The 20,998-nt window shown below is 53.0% G+C and carries 19 protein-coding genes; 4 read left to right on the top strand and 15 right to left on the bottom strand.

Annotated elements, in window-relative coordinates:
• Positions 1-239: 239 nt before the first annotated feature.
• The 9 genes from HF945_RS05405 to HF945_RS05370 form a co-directional block, all read right to left on the bottom strand.
• Complete coding sequence (locus HF945_RS05405; RefSeq protein WP_290524728.1) at positions 240-752, bottom strand: adenylate kinase; 513 nt, start codon at positions 750-752, stop codon at positions 240-242.
• Between the two features lie 268 nt (positions 753-1,020).
• Positions 1,021-1,950, bottom strand: a complete 930-nt coding sequence (locus tag HF945_RS05400; protein WP_290524727.1) for a prolyl oligopeptidase family serine peptidase — start codon at positions 1,948-1,950, stop codon at positions 1,021-1,023.
• Positions 1,951-2,055: 105 nt separating this feature from the next.
• Entirely contained in the window at positions 2,056-2,457 is a 402-nt protein-coding gene (locus HF945_RS05395; protein WP_290524726.1) for a GFA family protein, read from the bottom strand.
• Between the two features lie 543 nt (positions 2,458-3,000).
• A complete protein-coding gene (locus HF945_RS05390; RefSeq protein ID WP_290524725.1) occupies positions 3,001-3,993 on the bottom strand; it encodes an alkaline phosphatase D family protein in 993 nt (330 codons plus the stop codon).
• Between the two features lie 125 nt (positions 3,994-4,118).
• Complete coding sequence (locus HF945_RS05385; protein WP_290524724.1) at positions 4,119-5,279, bottom strand: protein kinase family protein; 1,161 nt, start codon at positions 5,277-5,279, stop codon at positions 4,119-4,121.
• A gap of 206 nt (positions 5,280-5,485) precedes the next feature.
• Positions 5,486-5,713, bottom strand: a complete 228-nt coding sequence (locus HF945_RS17365) for a DUF3024 domain-containing protein (protein WP_366492900.1) — start codon at positions 5,711-5,713, stop codon at positions 5,486-5,488.
• Between the two features lie 145 nt (positions 5,714-5,858).
• Positions 5,859-7,364, bottom strand: a complete 1,506-nt coding sequence (locus tag HF945_RS05380) for a hypothetical protein (RefSeq protein WP_290524723.1) — start codon at positions 7,362-7,364, stop codon at positions 5,859-5,861.
• A gap of 403 nt (positions 7,365-7,767) precedes the next feature.
• On the bottom strand, positions 7,768-9,087 hold the full coding sequence (locus HF945_RS05375) for a hypothetical protein (protein WP_290524722.1): 1,320 nt from the start codon (positions 9,085-9,087) through the stop codon (positions 7,768-7,770).
• A gap of 92 nt (positions 9,088-9,179) precedes the next feature.
• Positions 9,180-9,470, bottom strand: a complete 291-nt coding sequence (locus tag HF945_RS05370) for a hypothetical protein (RefSeq protein WP_290524721.1) — start codon at positions 9,468-9,470, stop codon at positions 9,180-9,182.
• 261 nt (positions 9,471-9,731) lie between these two features.
• Here HF945_RS05370 and trmY point away from each other — a divergent pair, with 261 nt between their 5' ends.
• Both trmY and HF945_RS05360 read left to right on the top strand, forming a co-directional pair.
• On the top strand, positions 9,732-10,334 hold the full coding sequence (gene trmY / locus HF945_RS05365) for a tRNA (pseudouridine(54)-N(1))-methyltransferase TrmY (protein ID WP_290524720.1): 603 nt from the start codon (positions 9,732-9,734) through the stop codon (positions 10,332-10,334).
• A 319-nt stretch (positions 10,335-10,653) separates the two neighbouring features.
• Positions 10,654-11,586, top strand: a complete 933-nt coding sequence (locus HF945_RS05360; RefSeq protein WP_290525365.1) for an IS110 family transposase — start codon at positions 10,654-10,656, stop codon at positions 11,584-11,586.
• A 131-nt stretch (positions 11,587-11,717) separates the two neighbouring features.
• Here the strand turns inward: HF945_RS05360 and HF945_RS05355 are convergent, their stop codons facing one another.
• Both HF945_RS05355 and HF945_RS05350 read right to left on the bottom strand, forming a co-directional pair.
• Entirely contained in the window at positions 11,718-12,125 is a 408-nt protein-coding gene (locus HF945_RS05355) for an SMI1/KNR4 family protein (protein ID WP_246968657.1), read from the bottom strand.
• A 96-nt stretch (positions 12,126-12,221) separates the two neighbouring features.
• The gene (locus tag HF945_RS05350) at positions 12,222-13,340 is read right to left on the bottom strand and encodes a sterol desaturase family protein (protein WP_290524719.1); all 1,119 of its coding nucleotides are present in this window, start codon (positions 13,338-13,340) and stop codon (positions 12,222-12,224) included.
• A gap of 257 nt (positions 13,341-13,597) precedes the next feature.
• On the opposite strand from HF945_RS05350, the gene HF945_RS05345 reads away from it, so the two are divergent.
• Together HF945_RS05345 and HF945_RS05340 are read left to right on the top strand one after the other, a co-directional pair.
• On the top strand, positions 13,598-15,478 hold the full coding sequence (locus tag HF945_RS05345) for an ATP-binding cassette domain-containing protein (protein ID WP_290524718.1): 1,881 nt from the start codon (positions 13,598-13,600) through the stop codon (positions 15,476-15,478).
• A 28-nt stretch (positions 15,479-15,506) separates the two neighbouring features.
• Positions 15,507-16,841: a succinylglutamate desuccinylase/aspartoacylase family protein gene (locus HF945_RS05340; RefSeq protein WP_290525392.1), complete on the top strand. Its 1,335-nt coding sequence runs from the start codon at positions 15,507-15,509 to the stop codon at positions 16,839-16,841.
• Positions 16,842-16,872: 31 nt separating this feature from the next.
• On the opposite strand, the gene HF945_RS05335 is transcribed toward HF945_RS05340, so the two are convergent.
• From HF945_RS05335 to HF945_RS05320, 4 genes are all read right to left on the bottom strand, one after another.
• Positions 16,873-17,610, bottom strand: coding sequence for a hypothetical protein (locus HF945_RS05335; protein WP_290524717.1), 738 nt, complete (start codon positions 17,608-17,610; stop codon positions 16,873-16,875).
• Between the two features lie 85 nt (positions 17,611-17,695).
• Positions 17,696-18,013 (bottom strand): helix-hairpin-helix domain-containing protein, encoded by a 318-nt coding sequence (locus HF945_RS05330; RefSeq protein ID WP_290524716.1) that lies wholly within the window; start codon positions 18,011-18,013, stop codon positions 17,696-17,698.
• An 88-nt stretch (positions 18,014-18,101) separates the two neighbouring features.
• On the bottom strand, positions 18,102-18,797 hold the full coding sequence (gene pyrF / locus HF945_RS05325; RefSeq protein ID WP_290524715.1) for an orotidine-5'-phosphate decarboxylase: 696 nt from the start codon (positions 18,795-18,797) through the stop codon (positions 18,102-18,104).
• 197 nt (positions 18,798-18,994) lie between these two features.
• On the bottom strand, positions 18,995-19,996 hold the full coding sequence (locus HF945_RS05320; protein WP_290523520.1) for an IS110 family transposase: 1,002 nt from the start codon (positions 19,994-19,996) through the stop codon (positions 18,995-18,997).
• Positions 19,997-20,998 lie beyond the last annotated feature (1,002 nt).

The following is a 20,998-nucleotide window of genomic DNA, read 5'->3' as shown; positions in this document are numbered from 1 at the left end:
GCGGATGATCAAGCGGGGAAGGTGAAAACCGGGAAATCGGTCTCCTTCTATTTAAAGGTTGAACGGTAGAGGTCAACCAATTCCGGACAGGGCCGGAGCATCCAGGGTGAATTCTTCTAATCCCACAGGGCATCAACTTTGGGAAGTGTGAGGTCTGACCCCGAAGCTCCTTAGGGTCAATACCAGGGTCAGGTCTTGCATCGTGCACGCAAGAGCTGACCCGAATCCTTCGCCTGCAACTAAAGGTGATCACGCACGAAGTGGTTAAGTGCAGTGACCGATGTGATCACATGGAGAGTTTTACCCGTGGATAACGCTTCCAGCCGGGAACGAAAGTCTGCGTTCCAGAACCTTGGGGACAATCTCAGCATCTTGTAGCTCTCAAGCGTTCCCTTGAACACAGAGCTCCCCTCTGGCCAGCCTTCCGGTTTCACAAACAGGCCTTTGAGCAAACGCTTGGTCACAAACCAGTAGCTGGTGAAGTACGGCAAGTCCACATAAACCAGTGTGTCCGCAGCGTTCAAGCGCTGATGGAATGACGCCAGCGGCCCCAAACCTTCGATGATCCAGCTGTCTGAGGCCAGTAATTGTTCATGCGCTTCGTCGAATAATGCACGCTCTACCGACTCACCGTTGGGCTTGTATACCAGCGAATCCAACGGATACAAAGGGATGCCAGATGCGGCAGCCAGCGTTTTGCTTAATGTGGACTTGCCACTACCTGGCTTGCCAAAAACCGCGACTTTTCTCATTAATCCTCCTGAAATACACATTCCCAAGAGGCAGAAACAACAAACCCACCTCATTGGGTGGGTTTGAAATCAACAAAGCAGCATAAACCACACCACCCCTATGGGATGATGATAATTCGCAGTGCCTGTTGCTGAAGCGTTGAGTTCATGGGTTGATCATTCTCAAAGGTCACTGAATTGTCAATCAGCAAGATTGGGGGCAGGCCTTTCAGCGTGCGCCTAAATGCATGATGCAAGACCTGGCCTATATATCCTTTGACCAAGCCCGTCACAAGGCCTCGCTTGTGCGACGCTGGCGACCCAGCCAGTCCTTGATGGAAGAAATAACCAAGTTCGAGTGATCCTTTCCAGAAGCGTCATGGAACTTGTGATCAAGCTCCGTATAAACCCGAAAGTCGACATTATTCTTCTTTTTCTTCAGTGTCTGAGCCTGATCGTAAGCCAGCTTGGGAGAAACGCTTTTATCAAGGCTAGACTGGATAATGAGCAACGGGGCGCGGACGCTCATCAGCAGTTCAGTCTGGTCTGCGGCCAACATACTCTTCCACCAACGAAACCCATGGCCGCTCATCACAAGGTCCATATTCTCGACAGCTTCGACAGAGGCGGCCAACGCCAGAAAACCCTGTTTCGCTTCTTCCAATGCCACCGGAGGAAGCTCAAGCGCCATACTGTGCAGTACATCATCGACGAAAAAGCGGCCACCGCCATTCAGAGAGACAACCGCACTCACCGAATCACTGCGGGAAGCCACCATCACCGCCACCAACGCCCCCTCGCTTCCACCAAGTAGCGTAATGCGGTCATAGTGAAATTGGTTATCCAGCCAGGACATCACCTGAAGATAATCGTCCGTCCGCTGCTGTGGCGAGTCATGCTCGAAATATGACGCCGGACAATCCGGGCTATCCCCTGAACCGTTCCAGGAAACCGACCGGGTAAGGCCATACTTCTCCACCGTAAGGACATCCGCATCACCAATAACGATGGCAAAGCGATCATTAATCACCTTGCTATGGGCCACACTATTGCAGTCTGAGCCCTGCATCAGCACCAGCAAATGGCTGCTTCCTTTCTGGTCCAGATAGAACGTGATCTCTGACCCATCTGCCCGTGTTAAGAGCTCCCCCTCCTCGGCAAACACATCCTGAATAGCAAACAGCAGCAACGCCATTATGATCGCGAGAGCTTTATACATGAGCATTTTCCGGCAGACCGTTTAGATCAGCTTCTTGGCTATTATTCCGAGTACGGGGGACGACCTGAACCTTGCCTCCTTCGATGCCGACAAGCCCAGAAAAGTTCAACCAGGCACCCCATCAAACCCTGGCGCATCATTAATCTCGTCTTCCCAAACCGCTTTACTGGCCAAAAAAATATGTGCCGTTGGCAGCACTGGGACTGGCGTGTCCAGGCACCCTGCAGGCACCACCAGCAGACCCGATGTCTGCGCATTCGGCATCGCCGAGCCACACAACGAGCAGAAACTTATGGCATGCCGGGTACCAGGAAGCGTGAACGTCCTGACTACCTCGCCACCCGACAACCAGAGCAACTGCGCGGAAGAGGAAAACAGATTAGCGGCGTGTGCTGAGCCTGTATCTTTCTGGCAATGCTGGCAGTGGCAGAGATAGAAGCGGTCGAAATCCCCTTTGATCTGAAACCGCACGGTGCCACACAGACAAGAGCCGAAATGATCCTTCATGGATATTCTTCCATTCTATGGGGAGAGAGCCTGGTTAAAACTGGAATGTGAGATCTTACCCCGACTCTCGCTCGCAGGGCATCAGCTTTGGGAAATGGGAGACCTGACCCCATTTCCCTCTTCAGGCTGCCTGCAAACATGGGGACAGGCCTTTATCGTGCATTCTGGGGGCACGATGCAAGACCTGACCCCGAATCACAGCTCTCGATGCAAGACCTGACCCCGAATCACAGCTCTCCAAAGAGTTCGGGCGACGTCAGCAGCTTGAAAAACCGCATTGCATCCTGCTCTGATACCTGTTCCCTGATGGCTTGCTGGTGCAGGCGGTTATGTTTAGCATGCATTCGAGCTGATCCTTGGCAGTGGTGTGGTTCTTTGGCGAGATAAACACCCTGCTATTGGATCAGCTTCTTTCCTTCTTTATCAATGCCTTATCGCTTAAGTAAGTGCCATTCAGACCTGACCCCGGCACCCATAACCGGCGCAGTTTTCTGCGTCCGGCGACTGAAAGGAGCGAAGTTGATTGACTTGTTATAGCTCGCATTAGAGTAAATTATAAGTTCGACTTTTTATTTCTTGTATGCCTCCAACATCATTCAGCTTTGCTTTATTAAATTGGACATTTACTTGGCAGGTATCAAATTCAATTATTCCCCAGTTGTGGCAGTCATCAAAATCAGCTGGGAGGCCCAAATAGTTAATAGATATTCCTGATGATATGATTTCATAGCACGGTCGCTTAGCGTTTGGTTTTAATAATTTATTTTTGTGAATGTCACCAGCCACAAAAAAAACGTTGCTACTCGATTCTTCCACAGCCTTGGAGAAAATATCGTACTCTTCTTCATAGTTTGACCAATTCTCATTACCTTGAGTCAAGCTAAGCCCAGAACATATAAACGTATGGGGGAGGCCGTGCTGCATTTTATCCAATAAAAAATTTAGCTGAACCTCTCCAAGCATACTCTTTCCTTCTGATGGGGATGTGAATTCATCCTCTCCATCAGAGTGTCTATTTATTCGCTCCGAATAACTCCTGTTATCTAAAATAATGAACCTCGCAGTGGGATTGTTTTCTGGCAAGTCCACATAATGATAGATGGGACTATCATCTGGCTCTGACTGTCCTAGAACCCACTTTTTGAATAAGTTAGTTGAAGCTTTTTTCTTATCTTCTGGCACATCACACCCGCAAGCGTTATCCCAGGCAAAATCATGGTCATCCCATGTTGCAAATAATGCACTTTTAGAACGCATTTCTGAGATCAAACTTTTGAAACTTGGCACTGAGAACTGTTGAGCATATTTCCCATTCATTATAGCTTCAAAAGCTTCTAAACTAAGCTTTTCTGGAGAGCCTATAGGCTCTTGGCTAAAAAATGAAACTCCATAGTCCATATAGATATTGTCACCTAGTAGGAATAAGTAATCAGGATTCGCATCTTGAATTTCTTTCCACTCGGGTTGTTTATTTTCGTGAGGTATATGTGGGAAAGCCTCATAACGGCAACATGAAGCAAATGCTACTCTTTTCATAATAACTCTTTTTTAATGTTTATTGATCCGGCGAAAACCACTGCATAACGCCTGGCTTTGCCAAAATGCGGAGCGCAGCGGAATATTTGTCGGCCAACAGCCACTTGTTATGGCTCACAGCCCCTTCAACCAAGCTTAATATTTTGAAATTCTTTGCCCAACTCATCAATATCTTTAAACCTACGACCCTTATCACTGTTGAGGCCTTTTTCAACAAACGTTCTCATATTTTCGGAAAACTTGTCAGTACGAGTCTTTCCAGTTAAGACATAATATAGAATTCTAGTAAGCGCATAGGTCTCATGTAGAATATCGTAACTATCAAATCCCTCTACTACTAAATTAGGGTCATTAAAGTAACCTTTAAACTCTGTATTTACGGATGTTAAGTTACTATCGACAATCTTCACCAGCCCAAAATCTGCTACTTTTACAACTGCCACATCATCGTATATTTTAAGTAAAATATTCTTAGGGCTTATGTCTCTATGGAGAATGGCTTTTGAATGGATGTACGAAAAAGCTTTAATTATTTGAAGCCCAAGCTTCATTCGCTCACCAAAAGAGAGCTTTGCGTTGTTCTTAGATATATATTCGTCCAATGATGCATCCATAAACTCCATCACATACTCTTTATTTGTTTCATTGTACCCAAACACCTCTAAAACATATGGAGAATTTAGGCCGCGCATCTGATTAAATTCACGCTTAAACCTGTCTAGCTCTTTATCGGTTAGATCTTTATTGGCGCGCTTTAAAGCAAATGTTTTTTTATAAAACTTATCATCATATTTGAAAACCTGCGCATATGACCCTCTTCCGATCAGCTTTAAATCAGAAACATTCTTTTGATTCTCTATAACAATAGAATTTTGTGGAGAGAAGATGGGAATCGTATAGTACAACTCAATCTTTTCTGTATTGGGTGGTATTGAGCTACCACCGCTTTTGCTTAAAAATGTTTTGCATAAAGATAGCGTTCTCCTGTAGTACTCCTCGATTGCAAAAGCAAATTCTGATCTTTTTAAGGATCGTTCTAAAGCTTCAACGATTTCAATAGCTTGAATCAATTCTCGACTTGGATCTGCCCAGAAGTGAGCGGACTCTTCCGTAGTCGGCAATCTGTGATTCATTGAGTCAAATGCACTAATCAGCATCGCATGAAGCGTTGAAAACAAAATTCTTAGCCTTCCGTTTTCAAAAGGCTCATATAGCTCCTCATATTCATTGCTCAAACCATCAGCAAGTTTTCTATAATGAGTTTCAATTGCGTTTTCAGCATTCATTAATGACTATCAGTCCTTTTCTTCACGCGCCATAACGCCCGGCTCACCGGGTAAATTTTTGATGGCGGCCTTTGTGCGGCTTTATGCACAAAGGATGACAGCGAAAATTCATCCGGTGCAGCCTCTTGTTATGTGTTCTTTCAGCCGAAGAAGCAGCCATGCAAGTCCTCATTGACCACAGACAGAAATTCCTCAAAGAAACTCACCTAGGGCATTGGCTGGTAGGAGTGCCACTTCAGATCCTGGCGCTGCCAATATATCTTCCAGCACTTCTGCGTCTTGACATAGGTGGACTTTGCCACAGGAATCTCAATTTTTGAGGCTGGATTTCTCCACTCTGGGCGTATTTCGAATATCTCCACGCTTTGATTGAGAATCCGATAACCCAAATCAAATTCCTTCCGAATATGCGGCGGCGGTCTGCGGAGCTGCATGAATTTCTCCATTTCTCGCTCGCAGCGACGCTCTTCAAATTCACTTATCGCCATAGCTCAAACTCGAAAACTGGCATACACATAACGCCCCAAACACCGGCCGAACTTAGCGAGGTCCGAGTGCTTTGGATTGTTAGGTGATCCACTACAAGGTAGATAGATTTTTCTTCTTTTGACGAATATCGTGCGAGTATGTGTGAAACGCTGGATGTACTTGCCATTTATATCGCTGTAAATCATTCAATTTAGTAAAATCAATGAGATCAGGATAATCATGAAAGTTAAAGTGTTTGTATTCTGCATCATCCCCGTCCCCTTCCAAGCGTGGATTAATAAAACAGGCCATATGCAAAATTCTCAACAGTTTAATAGCATCCTCCTTGGTTTGTTGCATGGGCACACCATCTAATTGAGTCTTCCTCCTGGCCGGAGCTTTCTCAAGCAGCTCCATTAGTTCAATGAATGTATATGTATTTTTAGCTGTTAGGTCATTCACTATCTCGTTTATCTGAGGGCACATTTTGTCATATTCATCAACAATATTTTCGATTCTCTCTTTTCCAAACCCAAGGAGAATTGCGTGTGCATTATCATCACCAATAAAATCTTTCTTTTCTTTTTTTGCGTCAGATATCAACATCTGAACAGCCTTCACTAAGTCTCTAGGTCTATTGCGCGATATTTTTGAAAGCCATTGATCCCACGTTCGCCTATTGACTGTTTCTCCCGGCAGCAACACCTGGACATTCTTGAAAAATGTATAAACTCCATGCGTAGAACTTGCATCATTAACCGCCAACTGTATTCGACGATTAAAGATTTTTCTAAGCTCATCCTCTGAAAACTTCAACTCATGCACAAAACCAAGCTTGTCCTTTCTTTCCTGGCCATGCCTTTGAACTCTGGTCATCACATGCCAAATATCTGATCGCACAGAAACAAGGCATCTTAAATTAGGAATGTCTTGAGATAGCTCAATGGCTGCGGAAACTATTGCCCAGCACGCACCGTAATCAAATCCATCTTTAGAATCTTTTGCGACAGCAGCGTCTATGTCATCCAATAACAGCCATAAATTTTTGCCTTTATTTGACAAATAATTTTCAACTGTTTCTGTTAGCTTGTTAACGTTCATAATGCTATTCTGTTGCTCTAACAAAGATTGAGCAATTTCACCGCAATACGGTGTTGCTTTAGCAAGAAGGCTGGAAAATTTTGAAATGAGATCAGCCTTTGAATACCCTTCATTTATAGCTAGCTTTTGCAGAGAAACCATCTCTTCAGAGATTGCCACTTCATTTCTGTTCGAGTGCGCGCCAATTATACATGCTATTGCTTTCAGCATTTGCGCATATGCAACCGCTTTTTTATCAGATAGAGTTTTTCTTTCTAAAATAGGATCACATTCAAGGTCATCTGGTGTTATGAGGACCGAAAGCTCCTTGTTCTTAAGATATGCCTCATGAATAACGTTCACAAATATACTTTTCCCAACTCCTTTATTTCCGAGCAGTATCACATTTGAATGAAAATCGAAGCTCAGCAAATCCTCCATGTTTCCGGGTGGAACAAAAACTTCCCCTCTGATCTCCTTTTCGTCTTCGGCAGCACCACCTCTAAAGTACTTAATCAAGCTAGCAAGATTTGACATATCTTAAATTCTCCAGATTATTCTACAAATTCTCGACTGGACACCTAACACCCCTGGGGGTCAGGTCTGAATGGCACTTACTTAAGCCCAAGCCTTTCATGCTGCTGACCGGCTCCATTCCCGTTATTTTGGAGGATGGCCGTTCTTGCGTATATCAGCTTGTGCTTCATGTCTGGGCCGCGTCAGTAGTGGTGTCGGCTTTGGCCGTCGTTTGACCGCTCTCGGTTCAACTCTTCCCGGACGATTCCCCACATGTCGTTGCGCAATAAGCGCAAAGAACTCCACTAAATCAGCTTGCGTATAGCAAGACGTCCGCCGTGAACATTGGGGTCAGGTCTCCCAATTCCCACATAGCGTCAGCTTTGGGAAATGGGAGACCTGACCCCGTAGCCATTGTTATTTGTTAGCCCTCGGACTCATTACCAACATCTTCCGGTAGCAAGTCTTGCGTTGGCAGTTCCTTCTTAGAATATTGGTAACCATCCGCAAGGTAGCCTTTCAAATGGGCGCGCAAAAGATCCATCTTCAGATGCGTGCGGTGCTCATAGCGGGCAGCGTCATCAAGCGACAAGCCGTCTTCCGAGGCGTCCGACACATCCTTGGCGATAATGCTAATTTTTGTGAGATTCAATCTCTGCTCATTGATTCGGATGATCTCAGCGATGAACACTCTGGCAAGTTTGTAACTTGATGCGATAAGTGCGCCACAGACCAAGACGTATGGGAAACGCGCAATCAAAATCTCCCAAATGGAAACCGCCTCAGGTAGATTCTCCAAGTGGCTGAGTTCCGAGGCTTTCGAAAACAGATCAACGGTCACTAGGCCAATTACAATGATTGGGATAGCGGCGAGAAATGAGTACCTTCTAATGCTTGATGCCCCCTGAGAAACGAAGCCGCTGATTTCTGTCGGGAACATGTTGATATTCTCTTTCAACTCCCGCAGCTCGGCATCGGCCTTGGCTATTTCTGTTGAAAGCTGTTTCCGTTCTTCCGTTTTCTGTTCAATTGATGAAGAAGCGGACTCGATGCGGGCGGAATATTCAGATAGCTCTTGCTTTTTCGATCCAACGGCCCGACCCGTTGCCTCCAGCTTTTCCTGCGCCGAATCGATCTGACTTTCGACCTGTGCCTTTTCGCCGTCTAGCCGGTTGATCGTCTCGGTCAATTCCGCAATCTTCTGGTTCAGACCCTCGACCTCTGCCTCTTTGGCCGTTACTGTCTCAAGCCGCTCTTTACATTTCTCAAGTGCTGATTGGCGGAGGTTCTCGACAGAACCAACCTGTTTAGCAATGTCGGAGAACTCGGACGAACTGAACCCCTTGATTTGGACAGAAGTAAGTAGCTGATCCCCTAAATATTTTCTTGGCGGTTCAATCGAAAACTTCGTAATGAACCCGTTTATTTGGACGACCCATGCGTTGTTCGCGTTAGCGACTTGAACTTTGCCCTTATCTCCGGATGGATGGTAAGTACAAGTGAAGGATGCTTTGTTTCCATCCGCATAATCTCGCGTATCGATCTGAATCAGAGATACAAACTGCGGCTCTTTGAACTCGAACTCATATGTTCGGTTCTGCCCTTTGACAAAGTTCTTTTCGCTAGTATTCCCTACTAACTTCGTCGTCTTCCGGCCACGATGATCTAGAAATGAAATGTTTATTTCATGAGGCGCTGAGGCCATCAGCGTCTCAAGTTCTCCGATTTCTTCATCAACGCTCATGTTTCCCCCTTGAAGCCTAACGCCCCTGTACTGCGGCGAGCGTAACGAGTCCGGCGCCGGCAGGCGCGAACTGCAACGGCTTGTTATGAAAATTACGCAAAATCATTGAATGCGTCTGAATCAATGAAATAATGGGGCGGCTCATCATTGGCTTCATACTCAGAGGCGAACCTAGCCGCCACACTCTCAACATGTTGATAATTATTGAGATAGTTATTCTCTGCATCTTCTAGAGTATCATCTGTCCCGTAGTAATCATTTAGAGCTATTTGCGAAACGGCAAAAACGTATCTATCCCCATCTAAATAACCATCAAAGCAAATCAACTCCCCACCAACATCTCGCCAGCAAGTTGCATCTTCTTCAAAATGCCATCCATCCATGAAACTTCCCTCCCTTCATAACAGCGTATTAATTAGAGCGTTCCTTATAACTCGGATCCGTCTAACTCCGAGCCTCCACCCCGCTCAATATATCAAAATACTCTCATATCAATCAGTTAGAGTGAAATAGCCAATGTCTTACACCGAGCTCAAAGGAACGTTCCGTTGAAAACGGGCGTATCTTCCCGTCCATAGTCCATGTCTCCACGCCCAATCAACGTCTGATGTACAATCCCCCCACACTCTCCAGAGCCCTTGCCAATGCGTACCTTCGTCCTCCGCGCCCGTGCCGCCTCTACCAACAGCCAGACGCTAATGGCCAACGTCGGCGGTGATGCCCACAGCGAGATCCTCGCCCACACTCTGATGAATGCCATCTTTGTGGCGCAGTCGCACCGTGCCGATGTGGTGGTACATCTGGTGCTGGAGAGCACCCAGGATTATTCCCGCACCCTTACCTTTGTGGCCGAGGAGATGCGGGATATTGGCGGGTTTCATGAGCAGGCGTTGCTGGCCAAGGTGGTGCGGGCGCTTGATGCTTCTGCGGGGATGGGCAAGGAGCAGATGAAGGCGGTGGAGAGCGGCATTACCGTGCGCACGCTGAGCTTCGAAAAGCTGGTGAAGGAGCTGGCCGAGGATGGCCATCAGCTTTATATGATGGACCCGAAGGGCGAGAGCATTCGCGAACTGGCGTTTGCCGATAAGCCCTGTTTCCTTCTTACCGATCACATTCCCATGCCGAAGAAGAGTTTTAACAGCCTGAAGCGACTGGGCACCGAGAAGATCAGCCTGGGGCCGACCATGCTGTTTGCGTCACAGTGTGTGGTGTTGATTAATAATGAGATGGATCTTGCGGGGATGTAGGAGCCCCGCTTGAGGTGCGAACCTTGTGTAGCAAGGCGCTTCAATCGCGGTCGCCCCCTGAGGGCATAGCAAACGACCGCTTGTATGTTTGAATGCCTCTCCTGCAATGATGCAGGACTTGCCGGGGTGGAGGGACCAACGACGCATCTGACCTCAGGGTACAGACGGTAGGAGACTTGGCCCCACCCCGCACCTATTCATACGCCGATAAAGAATCCATCGGCTGAGTTGCACCTCAGACCGACGATACCAGCAAGCCAGCGTTTAGGTGCGCCCCGACAAGCATGTGTAACCTAGCTCAAGGGGCAGTTCAGTGGCAATGCAAGTAGCAAGATCTATCGTCGGCATCGACGTCGCCAAGGCCGAGTTGGTCATTCATTTCCAGGGCCAGACGTTCACCATCGAGAACACCCCCAAAGCCATTAAACACTGGCTCAAGAGCCTGCCATGCTCCTGTGAGATCGCCATTGAGGCCACAGGGACTTACCACATGGCAGTCATCGAGTTGGCCCATGCCAAAGGGCACCACATTTACGTCATTGATGCTTCACGTCTCAGCAGCTACCGCAAGGGAACAGGCGGCCGAGCTAAAACAGACGCCTCTGACGCCCAGCTGCTTGCCCGCCATCTGCAGAGAGAGAAGGAGGATCTGCGCCGTTGGAGCCCGCCGCCCAAGGCGTATCGAACACTGCAGACACTGCTACGCCGCCGCGCGGCGCTGATCAAGGCGCGAACCATGATCCAACAGAGCCTGGGTGGCGAAAAGATTCTCAAGGCGAGCCTGACAAGGCTGATCTCACAGATCAACAGTCTGGATACACTAATCCAGAAGCATCTTCGCAACACCGTAAGAGAGGCAGGGCTCTGCGATCAGGTACAACGCTGCAAATCTCTGGAAGGTGTGGGCGATCTGACGGCTTACGCCTTGGTCATGGCCTTCCTGCGAGGAGACTTCCGCAACAGCGACGCCTTCGTCGCCTTCCTGGGGATGGATGTCCATGTAAAGGACTCCGGCACCAGAACGGGAAAACGCAAGCTGACCAAAAAAGGCGACTCAGAGACCCGCAGACTGCTTTACTGTGCGGCCATGGCCGCTCGTAAAAGCGCCCGCTGGGCGGGTGTCTACCAAGGTTATCTCGACCGTGGCCTGGCGAAAACGCAGGCCCTGGTCATCCTCGCACGTAAGCTGGTCCGTATCGCCTTCGCGCTGATGAAGAGCCGTACTGACTACGTATCTATGCCTGCCTCATAAAAGGGGTGGACAACATAGAATCTCCTACAGACTAATTTACCTCGCCTAGGCTCGGATCGCCCAGGCAAGCTGGGCTCCTACAGATGGGTTTGGGGCTTCTTAGCTATTAATTATTCATTATTAACTATTCATTAACTTTCCAGCCAGATTTCCCGCGCCCACTGCCAGATACTCCCCCACTCTTCTTCCTCGCTGATGCCGTTGCCGGGCTGCCAGAGCAGCACGCTGCCTTCCTGGGACATGGCATAAATGCCTTCGGGGGCTTCGCAGACGGGGATCAGGTAGCGGGGCATGCCCTGGTCCCAGGCGTTGGCGGCCATTTCGGGGAGGAAGTTGTGGGCGTAGTCGTCCATCACCGTGGCCGGTTCCAGGCTGCCGCAGATAATGTCGCTGGCGTTGAGCAGGAACTCCTTGTAGTCACCGGGTAGCGGAATGAGTAGTTGCTCTTCGATTTCTACCAGGCGGTCTTCGTCCGGGAGTTCCAGCGCCACCAGGCCACCTTCGTGGCGTTCGCGCAGCAGTTCGATTACGTCTTCCATATAAAAACCTTGTTTAACCACAGAGATCACAGAGAGCACTGAGAAGAAAAAGGGTTTCCCTCAGTGAACTCCGTGGTCTCTGTGGTAAAAAATCTTCTAGCCCCGGCGGAACGGGAACAGGAACTGTTTGACCACGCCTTCCGGCACCGGGGTGCTGGCTCGGGTGCCGTATTCGGCGGCCAGCTCCCTGGGCATGATCAGGGTGCCGAACAGTTTATCGTAGATGGGCAGGAAGGCGGCGTAGTTTTTGTCTACCGCCTGGTCTTCAGAGGAATGGTGCCAGTGGTGGAATTCCGGGGTGGCGATGAGCCAGCGGATACCCGGGAAACGGAAACGCACATTGGCGTGGATGAAGATGGCGTGGAACGACACGAACACCAGGTAGGCATACACCGCTGAAGGTGCAAAGCCGAGGATGAAGATGGGCAGGTAACCCACGAAGCGGTTGGCGATGATCTCCACCACATGCAGGCGCGAGGAGGCCAGCCAGTCCATCTGGGTGGTGGAATGGTGTACGGCGTGAAACTTCCACAGCCAAGGCACTTCGTGGAAGGCACGATGGATCCAGTAGCTGCCCAGATCGATGACGATCAGGATCTCGATGAACTGCAGCCACAGGGGCTGACTGGCAATGGCCTGCTGGAAGCCGATATCCACCTTGTCATGCAGCACCACCTGGATCGGGATGATGGTGAAGAAACTGATCAGCTGCAGGCCCACATGGCTGAACAGGAAGTACTTCATGTCGGTGACCCAGCCACCGCGCAGGGTTTTCTGTTGCGGGTCCTTGGGAAAGGCCCGTTCCAGCGGGATGAACACCAGCGCCAGCACCAACAGGGTGAGGATGAAATAATCCAGCCCGGCATACAGGCTGCGGCCCTCCACCGGCGGCACATCCAGCCGCCCGGAGCCAATCAGCGCCGCCATGCAGGCCAGTACCATGCCGATGATGCCGTAACGTTTTTCCTGATGCCGAAACACGCTGAAAAAACCACAGGTGAACCCGATACCGATGCCGATAAACAGAGCAATACGCAGCACCTCGGCATTGTAGAAGCCGCGGAAATCAGGCGTGGTAAAGATCTCGGGGTAGAGGAAACAGAAGCTGCCCATCAGCGCCAGAATCCCCAGCCCGATGGACACGGTGGCGGTAATCTTGCCCTGCCCCGGGCTCAGATCCACTTCTTCATAACGGTCGCGTAAAAATTCACTCACTGGCTCCCTCCTCCATTCCCCCAAAGACTGCCTGACTCCCCCGCATTTGGGCCAGTACAGGGCAGTAACAAGCTGCTACACTGCGCGTTCAATAACAGACGCATCACGCTTCACGCATCACGCGGTACGGCTTTCCTCTCCAGGGACTTATTCTCCGCGCTTCAGCGTGCGGGCGCGAGGCACTGACTCTCAATCCCACCATTGCCGGGTTCGCGCCGTGTTGCGTGATGCGTGTTGCCTGATGCGGATTTTATCGTATGCCATTACTCACGCTTCGCGAAATACAGCTCAGCTATGGCCAGCAGGCCTTGCTGGACCATGTGAACCTTTCCATCGACAGTGGCGAGCGCCTGTGTCTGATTGGCCGTAACGGGGCGGGCAAGTCCACCCTGATGAAGGTGATCGCCGGGGAGATCCAGGCGGATGACGGGCAGATCGAACAGACCCAGGGGCTGAGCATTGCCCGGCTGGAACAGGAAGTGCCGGACGATCAGGATCATAGCGTGCACTACATGGTGTCCCAGGGCCTGGGTGAGCATGGCGCCCTGCTCAGCGAACACGCCGAGCTGGCCCATCAGCTGGGCGACGCCGATGACAAGGTGCTGGCCCGTTTCGAACAACTGAGCAGCGAGATCGAGGCCCGTGGTGCCTGGCAGCTGTCCCAGCGGGTGGATACCGCCCTGTCCAAATTGAGCCTGGATGGCGACATGCAGTTTGCCGGTCTGTCCGGGGGCATGAAGCGCCGGGTACTGTTGGCGCGGGCACTGGTGCAGGAACCGGATATCCTGTTGCTGGACGAGCCCACCAACCACCTGGATATGGAATCCATCCAGTGGCTGGAAGAATTTCTGAAAAGCTACGGCGCCACCCTGGTGTTCATTTCCCACGACCGGGCCTTTATCCGCGCCCTGGCCACCCGCATCATCGAACTGGACCGTGGCAGGCTGACCAGCTGGCCCGGCAGCTATGAGAAGTACCTGACCGGCAAGCAGGCGCAACTGGATGCGGAAGAGAAAGCCAACGCGGAGTTCGACAAGAAGCTCAGCCAGGAAGAAAAGTGGATCCGCCAAGGCATCAAGGCCCGGCGTACCCGTAACGAAGGCCGGGTCCGTGCCCTCAAGGCCATGCGCGATGAGTTTGCCCAGCGCCGCAACCGCACCGGCACCGCCAACCTGACCATCCAGAGCAGCGACAGCTCCGGCAAGATTGTGGTGGAAGCGGAAAACCTGAGTTTCGCGGTGGGCGGCAAGCAGATCGTCAAGGATTTCTCGGTAACGCTGATGCGTGGCGACCGCATCGGCATCCTTGGGCCCAATGGCTGCGGCAAGTCCACCCTGATCCGCCTGCTGCTGGACCGGCTCAAACCCGACAGCGGTACGGTGAAGATTGGCACCCAACTGCAAGTCGCCTACTTCGACCAGCTGCGCGATACCCTGGACGAAGAAAAGAGCGTGATCGACAACGTGGCCGAAGGCTCCGATGTGATCAATCTCAACGGCCAGAACAAACACGTGATCGGCTACCTGCAGGACTTCCTGTTCGATCCCGGCCGGGTGCGCCAGCCGGTGAAATCCCTGTCCGGGGGTGAGCGCAACCGGCTGTTGCTGGCCAAGCTGTTCACCAAGCCGTTCAACCTGCTGGTACTGGATGAGCCCACCAACGATCTGGACGCGGAGACCCTGGAGCTGCTGGAAGAACAGCTGATGAATTATCAGGGCACCCTGCTGCTGGTGAGCCACGACCGGGAATTCATCGACAATGTGGTCACTTCCACCCTGGTGTTCGAACACGGCCAGCTGAACAGCTACGTGGGCGGCTATCAGGACTGGATTCGTCAGCGTCCGGAACCTGTGAAGGAAAAACCCGTCAAAGCCCTCAAGCCGGCGGCACCGGCCAAAGAGGAAGCGCCCAAACCCAAGAAGCTGTCCTACAAGGATCAGCGCGAGCTGGAGCAACTTCCGGGTACCATCGAACAGCTGGAAGGCGATCTGGATGCGGTGCAGGCCCGTATGTCCGATCCCGACTTCTACAAGGGCGACCCGGCCGAGATTACTGCCGCCCAACAGCAACAGACCGAGCTGCAGACGGCACTGGACGCCGCCTACGCCCGCTGGGACGAACTGGACCAGCTCGGCTGAACCAACAGAAGGAGTGGTTGTGCATTCATTGATTCGCTTTCTGATGATCCTCGGCACCGGCCTGTTGCTGATCAGCAGCCCGCTGCAGGCCAATGAGGCGGAAGATGAGGAACGTGCGGTAGAGCGTCAGCAGGAAACCGACCACCCCACACCGGCCAAGCCCGCCCATGTGCCCCCGGCGGGCGAGGAAGACGCCAGCGCGGAAACCGCCCCCCCGCAGCAAACGTCCCTGGCCCTGCTCAACCGCAAGGTGGAGCCCGGCAGTTTTGCCACCCTGCACTGGACCCCGGATCAGTCCTTCGCGTCCATTGCCACCCCGGTACCGGTGCTGGTTGCCCATGGCCAGAAGCCCGGCCCCCAGCTTTGCCTCACGGCGGCGATCCATGGTGATGAACTCAACGGCATCGAGATGGTGCGGCGGCTGATGTACGAGCTGGAGCCGGACCAGCTGGCCGGTACCGTGATCGGGGTGCCCATCGTGAATCTGGACGGCTTCCGCAGTGGCAGCCGTTACCTCAGCGACCGCCGTGACCTGAACCGTTACTTCCCGGGTTATGCCAAGGGCAGCGCCGCCTCGCGGGTGGCCCATTCCCTGTACAGCAACATCGTCAGCCACTGCGACTATCTGGTGGACCTGCATACCGGCTCCCAGAAGCGCATCAACCTGCCCCAGCTGCGGGCGGATCTGGACAACCCGGATGTGGTGGCCTTCGCCAAGCACTTTGGTGGCATGACCGTGCTGCACAGCCCCGGTGCCACCGGCATGCTGCGCGACGCAGCGGTGAAGGACGGCATTATTTCCGTGACCATGGAAGCCGGCGGCCCCAACCGGCTGGAGCCCCAGGCCGTGAATTATGGCGTGCAGGCGCTGGAAACCCTGCTGGAAAACCTGGAAATGCGAAAAGCCAGCCGATTCTGGAGTGCACCCCAGGCGGTGTTCTTCGAATCGGAATGGATTCGTGCAGGCCAGGGCGGCATCCTGCTGTCCGAGGTGAAGCTGAACGACAAGGTGAAGAAGGGAGAGATCCTCGGCACCGTCACCGATCCGATCAGCAACACCGGCAGCGCCATTATCGCGCCCTATGACGGCCGGATATTGGGGATGGCCGTGAACCAGGTGGTCCATGCCGGCTTTGCGGCGTTCCGGATTGGTGAGGTGAAATCCACGGAAGAAGTGGAAGCCCAGGCGGAAAAAGCCAGCAAGGAAAAGGAAAAGAACCAGCAACCCGGCACAGGCGCCGACACCGGCGAGGACAGCCACGGCGCGGTCAACGGTGAGGTGAACGGAGAGGCAAGAAGCGACGACGTGGCAGACAGCAAGCCATCGCTGACCCAGGAAGAGGAAGACAACACCACCGAGTAACGGGGGCGCGGAGGACGCCGTTCTCCGCGCGCTACTGTCCTTTCACCACCGGTCCCAGGAAGGGGACCACCGCTAAACGAATCCCCTCATCCAGAGCCTTCTCGTCCGCGAACATATCGTCTTTCTGGTGCGTGCGGGGAATCTTGTCTTCAATGCTGTAGTAATGGGGCAATACCAGCCCACCGTAACTGGTGGACAGCCAGGTGCCCTGCCCGTCAAAGCTGTTCAGCTGCAAGGAAACCGCCCCCACACTGCCGTGCCAGCGGGAGAAACGGGCATCGTCCAGCCCATCGGTAATGTTGGCCCGCCTGACACCATCCCACTTGGCGTATTTCCCCGTGCTTTCGGCTTGCCGTTCCACCAGGGTGGGGAAGATCACGATGTCATGCTCGCCTTCGGGGTTGAGCGCTTTGACCAGTTGTTTCACCGCTTGTTGGTAGCGCCCGCGATCGAAGGCACCGGAAGAGGCAGAATAGATTCCTCCCACGCTTTCTATGGCTTCAAGCCAGGCTTTGTTGAATAGCGGCACCGCCACGGTTTCCACGCTGTGGCGGGTCTTCAGATCGTCCACCAGCAAACGGGTCACCGGTGTCACGCCGCTGCGATATTCATCCCGGGTGGGCGATACCGGCAACAACAGGATCGAGGCCCGCTCGGGGACACCGGTGTAGTCATCACTGTAGTGATTGTCAGGAATAGTCACCGTGTTACTGGTGCAGGCTGCCAGTAATGCGCCCAGAAAGAGCAACAGGCCCAATTTCATCTTCATGATTCCCCCAGAGCATCCTTGCAAAGCGGGGCAGTATGCCACCCCGCTACCGGGCCGGCAAAACGGCCCCACCCGGGGGCAGACATTACTGCACAGTCAGGTTGTCCCGCAAACCCGCCAGGGTCTTTTCACCAATGCCTTTCACGGCCAGCAGCTGATCCACACTGGTGAAGGGGCCATTGGCATCACGCCACTGGATAATCGATTCGGCCGTGCTGGGCCCCACGCCCTTGAGCGCCTGCAGCTGGGTCGCGTCGGCAGTATTGAGATTGATGCGCTGCGCGCTGGCCTGCTCGGTAGCGGAGGCGGTAGCGGTAGAAGGTACCGGGGTCACTTCCACGGCCTGGGACAGGCCAGCGAAGGCAAGCAGGATAACGGCGAGTACGGTGTTGAATCCTTTCATGATTGATCTCCTTTAGGTTGGAGAAAGCACCATAAAAGGCATTCCCACAGAGAGTTATCAGCCTGTGGGGGCAATCCGTGTCAGTGAATCAGGAGAGGCTGTGTAATATTTCGTCCACAACCACTGTAGGCTCTGCCGCCTGAGTGATGGGGCGGCCGATTACCATGTAATCCACGCCGGCGTCGCGGGCCTGCACGGGCGTCATGACACGACGCTGGTCACCGGCATCGGCGCCAGCGGGCCGGATGCCCGGGGTCAGCAACGCGAATTCCTTGCCACAGGCTTCTTTCAGCATGACGGCTTCCTGTGCAGAACAAACCACACCGTCCATGCCGGATGCCTTGGACAATTCGGCGAGACGACGGACCTGCACTTCAGGGGCATCCACCACCCCCACCTGCTCCAGATCTGCCGCGTCCATGCTGGTCAGCACGGTCACCGCGATCAGCAACGGACGGTTGGCGTGATTGGCAATGGCGTTGGCGGCGGCTTCCATCATCCGCTGGCCGCCACAGGCATGCACATTCACCATCCAGATGCCCATGTCAGCGGCGGCCGATACGGCACCGGCCACGGTGTTGGGGATATCGTGGAATTTCAGGTCGAGAAACACTTCGAAACCCTTGCCAAGCAGGGCATCCACCACCGCCGGACCACTGCGGGTAAAGATTTCCTTGCCCACTTTTACACGCACCTTGGCCGGATCCAGCTGATCCGCCATGGCAAGCGCCTGTGCCTGATCGGGGTAATCCAGAGCGACAACAACGGGGCTGGTGATAGACATGGCGATTTCCTGGGTGGTGGGTAGGCGGGGGTATGGTAGGCGTTGCTCGGAAGGGGTTCAAGAATGGTCAGACAGTTGCGAGTGACAAGTTTCGAGTTGCGAAAGGCAAACCCTCAGGCTGAGGCGGGTTTTGATTCGGTTCGCCCAGACAAGCTGGGCTCCTACAAAAACAATGCGCGCCTCTGTAGATACCCTGTTCAAGCGCAAGCATTTTTCGCATGGCAATCACTAAAAAGCAGTGATGAATCGAACGGGGTGTCCGTCTTAACGCAGGCCCACAGGCCAGTCAGATACTTACGCATTACCGCCACCTGGGCCTGCAGCTTGGTTTTCCCGCGGGCGACCAGGGCCTCATAAAATGCCTTGGCATTCGGGTCAAAGCGCACGGCGGACATGGCAGGCATATACAGCGCTGAGCGTATGTACACGTTGCCCGCTTTACTGATCCTTGAGGCCTGATGAACGCTGCTTCCAGACTGGTACAGACGTATATCCAGGCCCGCATGACGGCTTACCTGAGCGGATTTCAGATGATCCGGCAAGACGCACAGCTCAGCCAGCAACGCGAGGGCCGTTGCCTCCGCAATGCCCTTGGCTGCGCAGAAGTGCTTATACAAGCGCTTGAGCTCAGGTGATTCTCCCAGAAGCTCCACCGCAGCCCGCTTCAGCCGATCAATGCGTCGATCCAGCATCTCAATCGCTTCCTGCTCATCTTCAACGAGCAGCGTGGGCGTAGACTGGGTGGCCTTCATGGCATGGAGGCGGTTCTTTGCCTGTGTCCGGCTACCGGTCAGGCGGTTGATCTGCCTTCCGAGGCTTCGAAGGGCCTGACGGTGCTGATCTGGTGGTGTCCACAACCGGGGCTCCATCCGCATGCCGTACTCGGCCAGAAGTGCCGCATCTATGCTGTCGGTCTTGCTGTTCTGCAGCTTGATATTGGCGAAGTTCTTGGTGCTTTTGGGGTTAATCACTGCCACGGGCAGGCCGGCCTCAACCAGAGCCACCGCCAGATCAAAGTAATACACTCCTGTTGCTTCCATGACGATGCACTTCGGTCGAAGCTTTTTCATCGCGGCAATCATGGAATTGTGGCCATCAGGGGACTGCTTGTACTGCTTGGGCTTGCTGAACCTACCATCGCCAAAGCTCACAACATCCACAGAACTAGCACCAATATCCACACCGGCAAATACAGACATACCCTTCACTCGCAACGCTGAATTAACGACAATAGTCACCGGTTCCCCGACCTCGCACTGACTTACCTGCTACCGACCTTGTGATACGAAGTCTCGCGCAAGCGGCTTCGGGATACCCTTCGGAGTAGGTAATGAGGCGGGGAGCCGCTCTACAGACGAAGTCAGAGCAAGCTGCTTCCAGGAGCGAACGGCCTCCCCGGTAACCGGTAAACCATAATTCATATGGTGAAGTGGCAACATACAAGGAGCCCAGCTTGTCTGGGCGAAGGGACCGAAGTGGGTCATTTTTTCGGGGCCTGTGGAGTCCAAACATGCCGCCACGCACAAACGCTGGGTGGTGCAGGTCAGACGTGCCTCAGGGCATCGTCGACAGGATTATGGTGGCATCGGCAGCAACAGCGGCGCTATCATCGAGCGCAGCAATCTCTCCAAGGCTAGCAGGCTTTACCGTGGGAGATTCAGCTTGCTGAACGAATGGGGCATCCGCTCTTGGACGCTGTGCCAGCCTGAGAGCCCTTCGGCCAACAAGTTGGCTCTCCCACGGCGCTATCGGCGTTTCTGGGATCTTTAGCTCGCTTGGGCTCGGATCGCCCAGGCAAGCTGGGCTCCTACAATAAACAATGCGCGCTTCTGTAGGAGCCCAGCTTGTCTGGGCGAAGGGACCGAAGGGGGTCATGTTTCGGGCCTGTCGATGCCGTGCTGCGTACGGTTCGTCCCTGGAAGGGAATTCCTACAGCTCAATCCGGGGCTTTGGAATCCTTGCCTCGCTTGGGCTCGGATCGCCCAGGCAAGCTGGGCTCCTACAATAAACAATGCGCGCTTCTGTAGGAGCCCAGCTTGTCTGGGCGAAGGGACCGAAGGGGTCATGTTTTGGGGCCTGCCGATGCCGTGCTGCGTACGGTTCGTCCCCTGGAAGGGAACTCCTACAGCTCAAGCCGGGGCTCTGGAATCCTTGCCTCGCTTGGGCTCGGATCGCCCAGGCAAGCTGGGCTCCTACAGCGG

The sequence above is a fragment of the Alcanivorax sp. genome (assembly GCF_017794965.1).
Lineage (GTDB): Bacteria > Pseudomonadota > Gammaproteobacteria > Pseudomonadales > Alcanivoracaceae > Alcanivorax.
Note: the sequence above shows the minus strand (reverse complement) of the source record. Positions and strands in the feature narration are given on the sequence as shown.

Excerpts from the sequence above, each read along its gene's own strand:
- HF945_RS05345 (WP_290524718.1), top strand. The coding sequence starts at position 13,598 with ATGCCATTACTCACGCTTCGCGAAATACAGCTCAGCTATGGCCAGCAG.
- HF945_RS05360 (WP_290525365.1), top strand. The coding sequence starts at position 10,654 with ATGCAAGTAGCAAGATCTATCGTCGGCATCGACGTCGCCAAGGCCGAG.
- HF945_RS17365 (WP_366492900.1), bottom strand. The coding sequence starts at position 5,713 with ATGCAGCTCCGCAGACCGCCGCCGCATATTCGGAAGGAATTTGATTTG.
- trmY (WP_290524720.1), top strand. The coding sequence starts at position 9,732 with ATGCGTACCTTCGTCCTCCGCGCCCGTGCCGCCTCTACCAACAGCCAG.
- HF945_RS05330 (WP_290524716.1), bottom strand. The coding sequence starts at position 18,013 with ATGAAAGGATTCAACACCGTACTCGCCGTTATCCTGCTTGCCTTCGCT.
- HF945_RS05390 (WP_290524725.1), bottom strand. The coding sequence starts at position 3,993 with ATGAAAAGAGTAGCATTTGCTTCATGTTGCCGTTATGAGGCTTTCCCA.
- HF945_RS05355 (WP_246968657.1), bottom strand. The coding sequence starts at position 12,125 with ATGGAAGACGTAATCGAACTGCTGCGCGAACGCCACGAAGGTGGCCTG.
- HF945_RS05320 (WP_290523520.1), bottom strand. The coding sequence starts at position 19,996 with ATGTCTGTATTTGCCGGTGTGGATATTGGTGCTAGTTCTGTGGATGTT.
- HF945_RS05370 (WP_290524721.1), bottom strand. The coding sequence starts at position 9,470 with ATGGATGGATGGCATTTTGAAGAAGATGCAACTTGCTGGCGAGATGTT.
- HF945_RS05335 (WP_290524717.1), bottom strand. The coding sequence starts at position 17,610 with ATGAAGATGAAATTGGGCCTGTTGCTCTTTCTGGGCGCATTACTGGCA.
- HF945_RS05380 (WP_290524723.1), bottom strand. The coding sequence starts at position 7,364 with ATGTCAAATCTTGCTAGCTTGATTAAGTACTTTAGAGGTGGTGCTGCC.
- HF945_RS05405 (WP_290524728.1), bottom strand. The coding sequence starts at position 752 with ATGAGAAAAGTCGCGGTTTTTGGCAAGCCAGGTAGTGGCAAGTCCACA.
- HF945_RS05375 (WP_290524722.1), bottom strand. The coding sequence starts at position 9,087 with ATGAGCGTTGATGAAGAAATCGGAGAACTTGAGACGCTGATGGCCTCA.
- HF945_RS05395 (WP_290524726.1), bottom strand. The coding sequence starts at position 2,457 with ATGAAGGATCATTTCGGCTCTTGTCTGTGTGGCACCGTGCGGTTTCAG.
- HF945_RS05385 (WP_290524724.1), bottom strand. The coding sequence starts at position 5,279 with ATGAATGCTGAAAACGCAATTGAAACTCATTATAGAAAACTTGCTGAT.
- HF945_RS05400 (WP_290524727.1), bottom strand. The coding sequence starts at position 1,950 with ATGTATAAAGCTCTCGCGATCATAATGGCGTTGCTGCTGTTTGCTATT.
- pyrF (WP_290524715.1), bottom strand. The coding sequence starts at position 18,797 with ATGTCTATCACCAGCCCCGTTGTTGTCGCTCTGGATTACCCCGATCAG.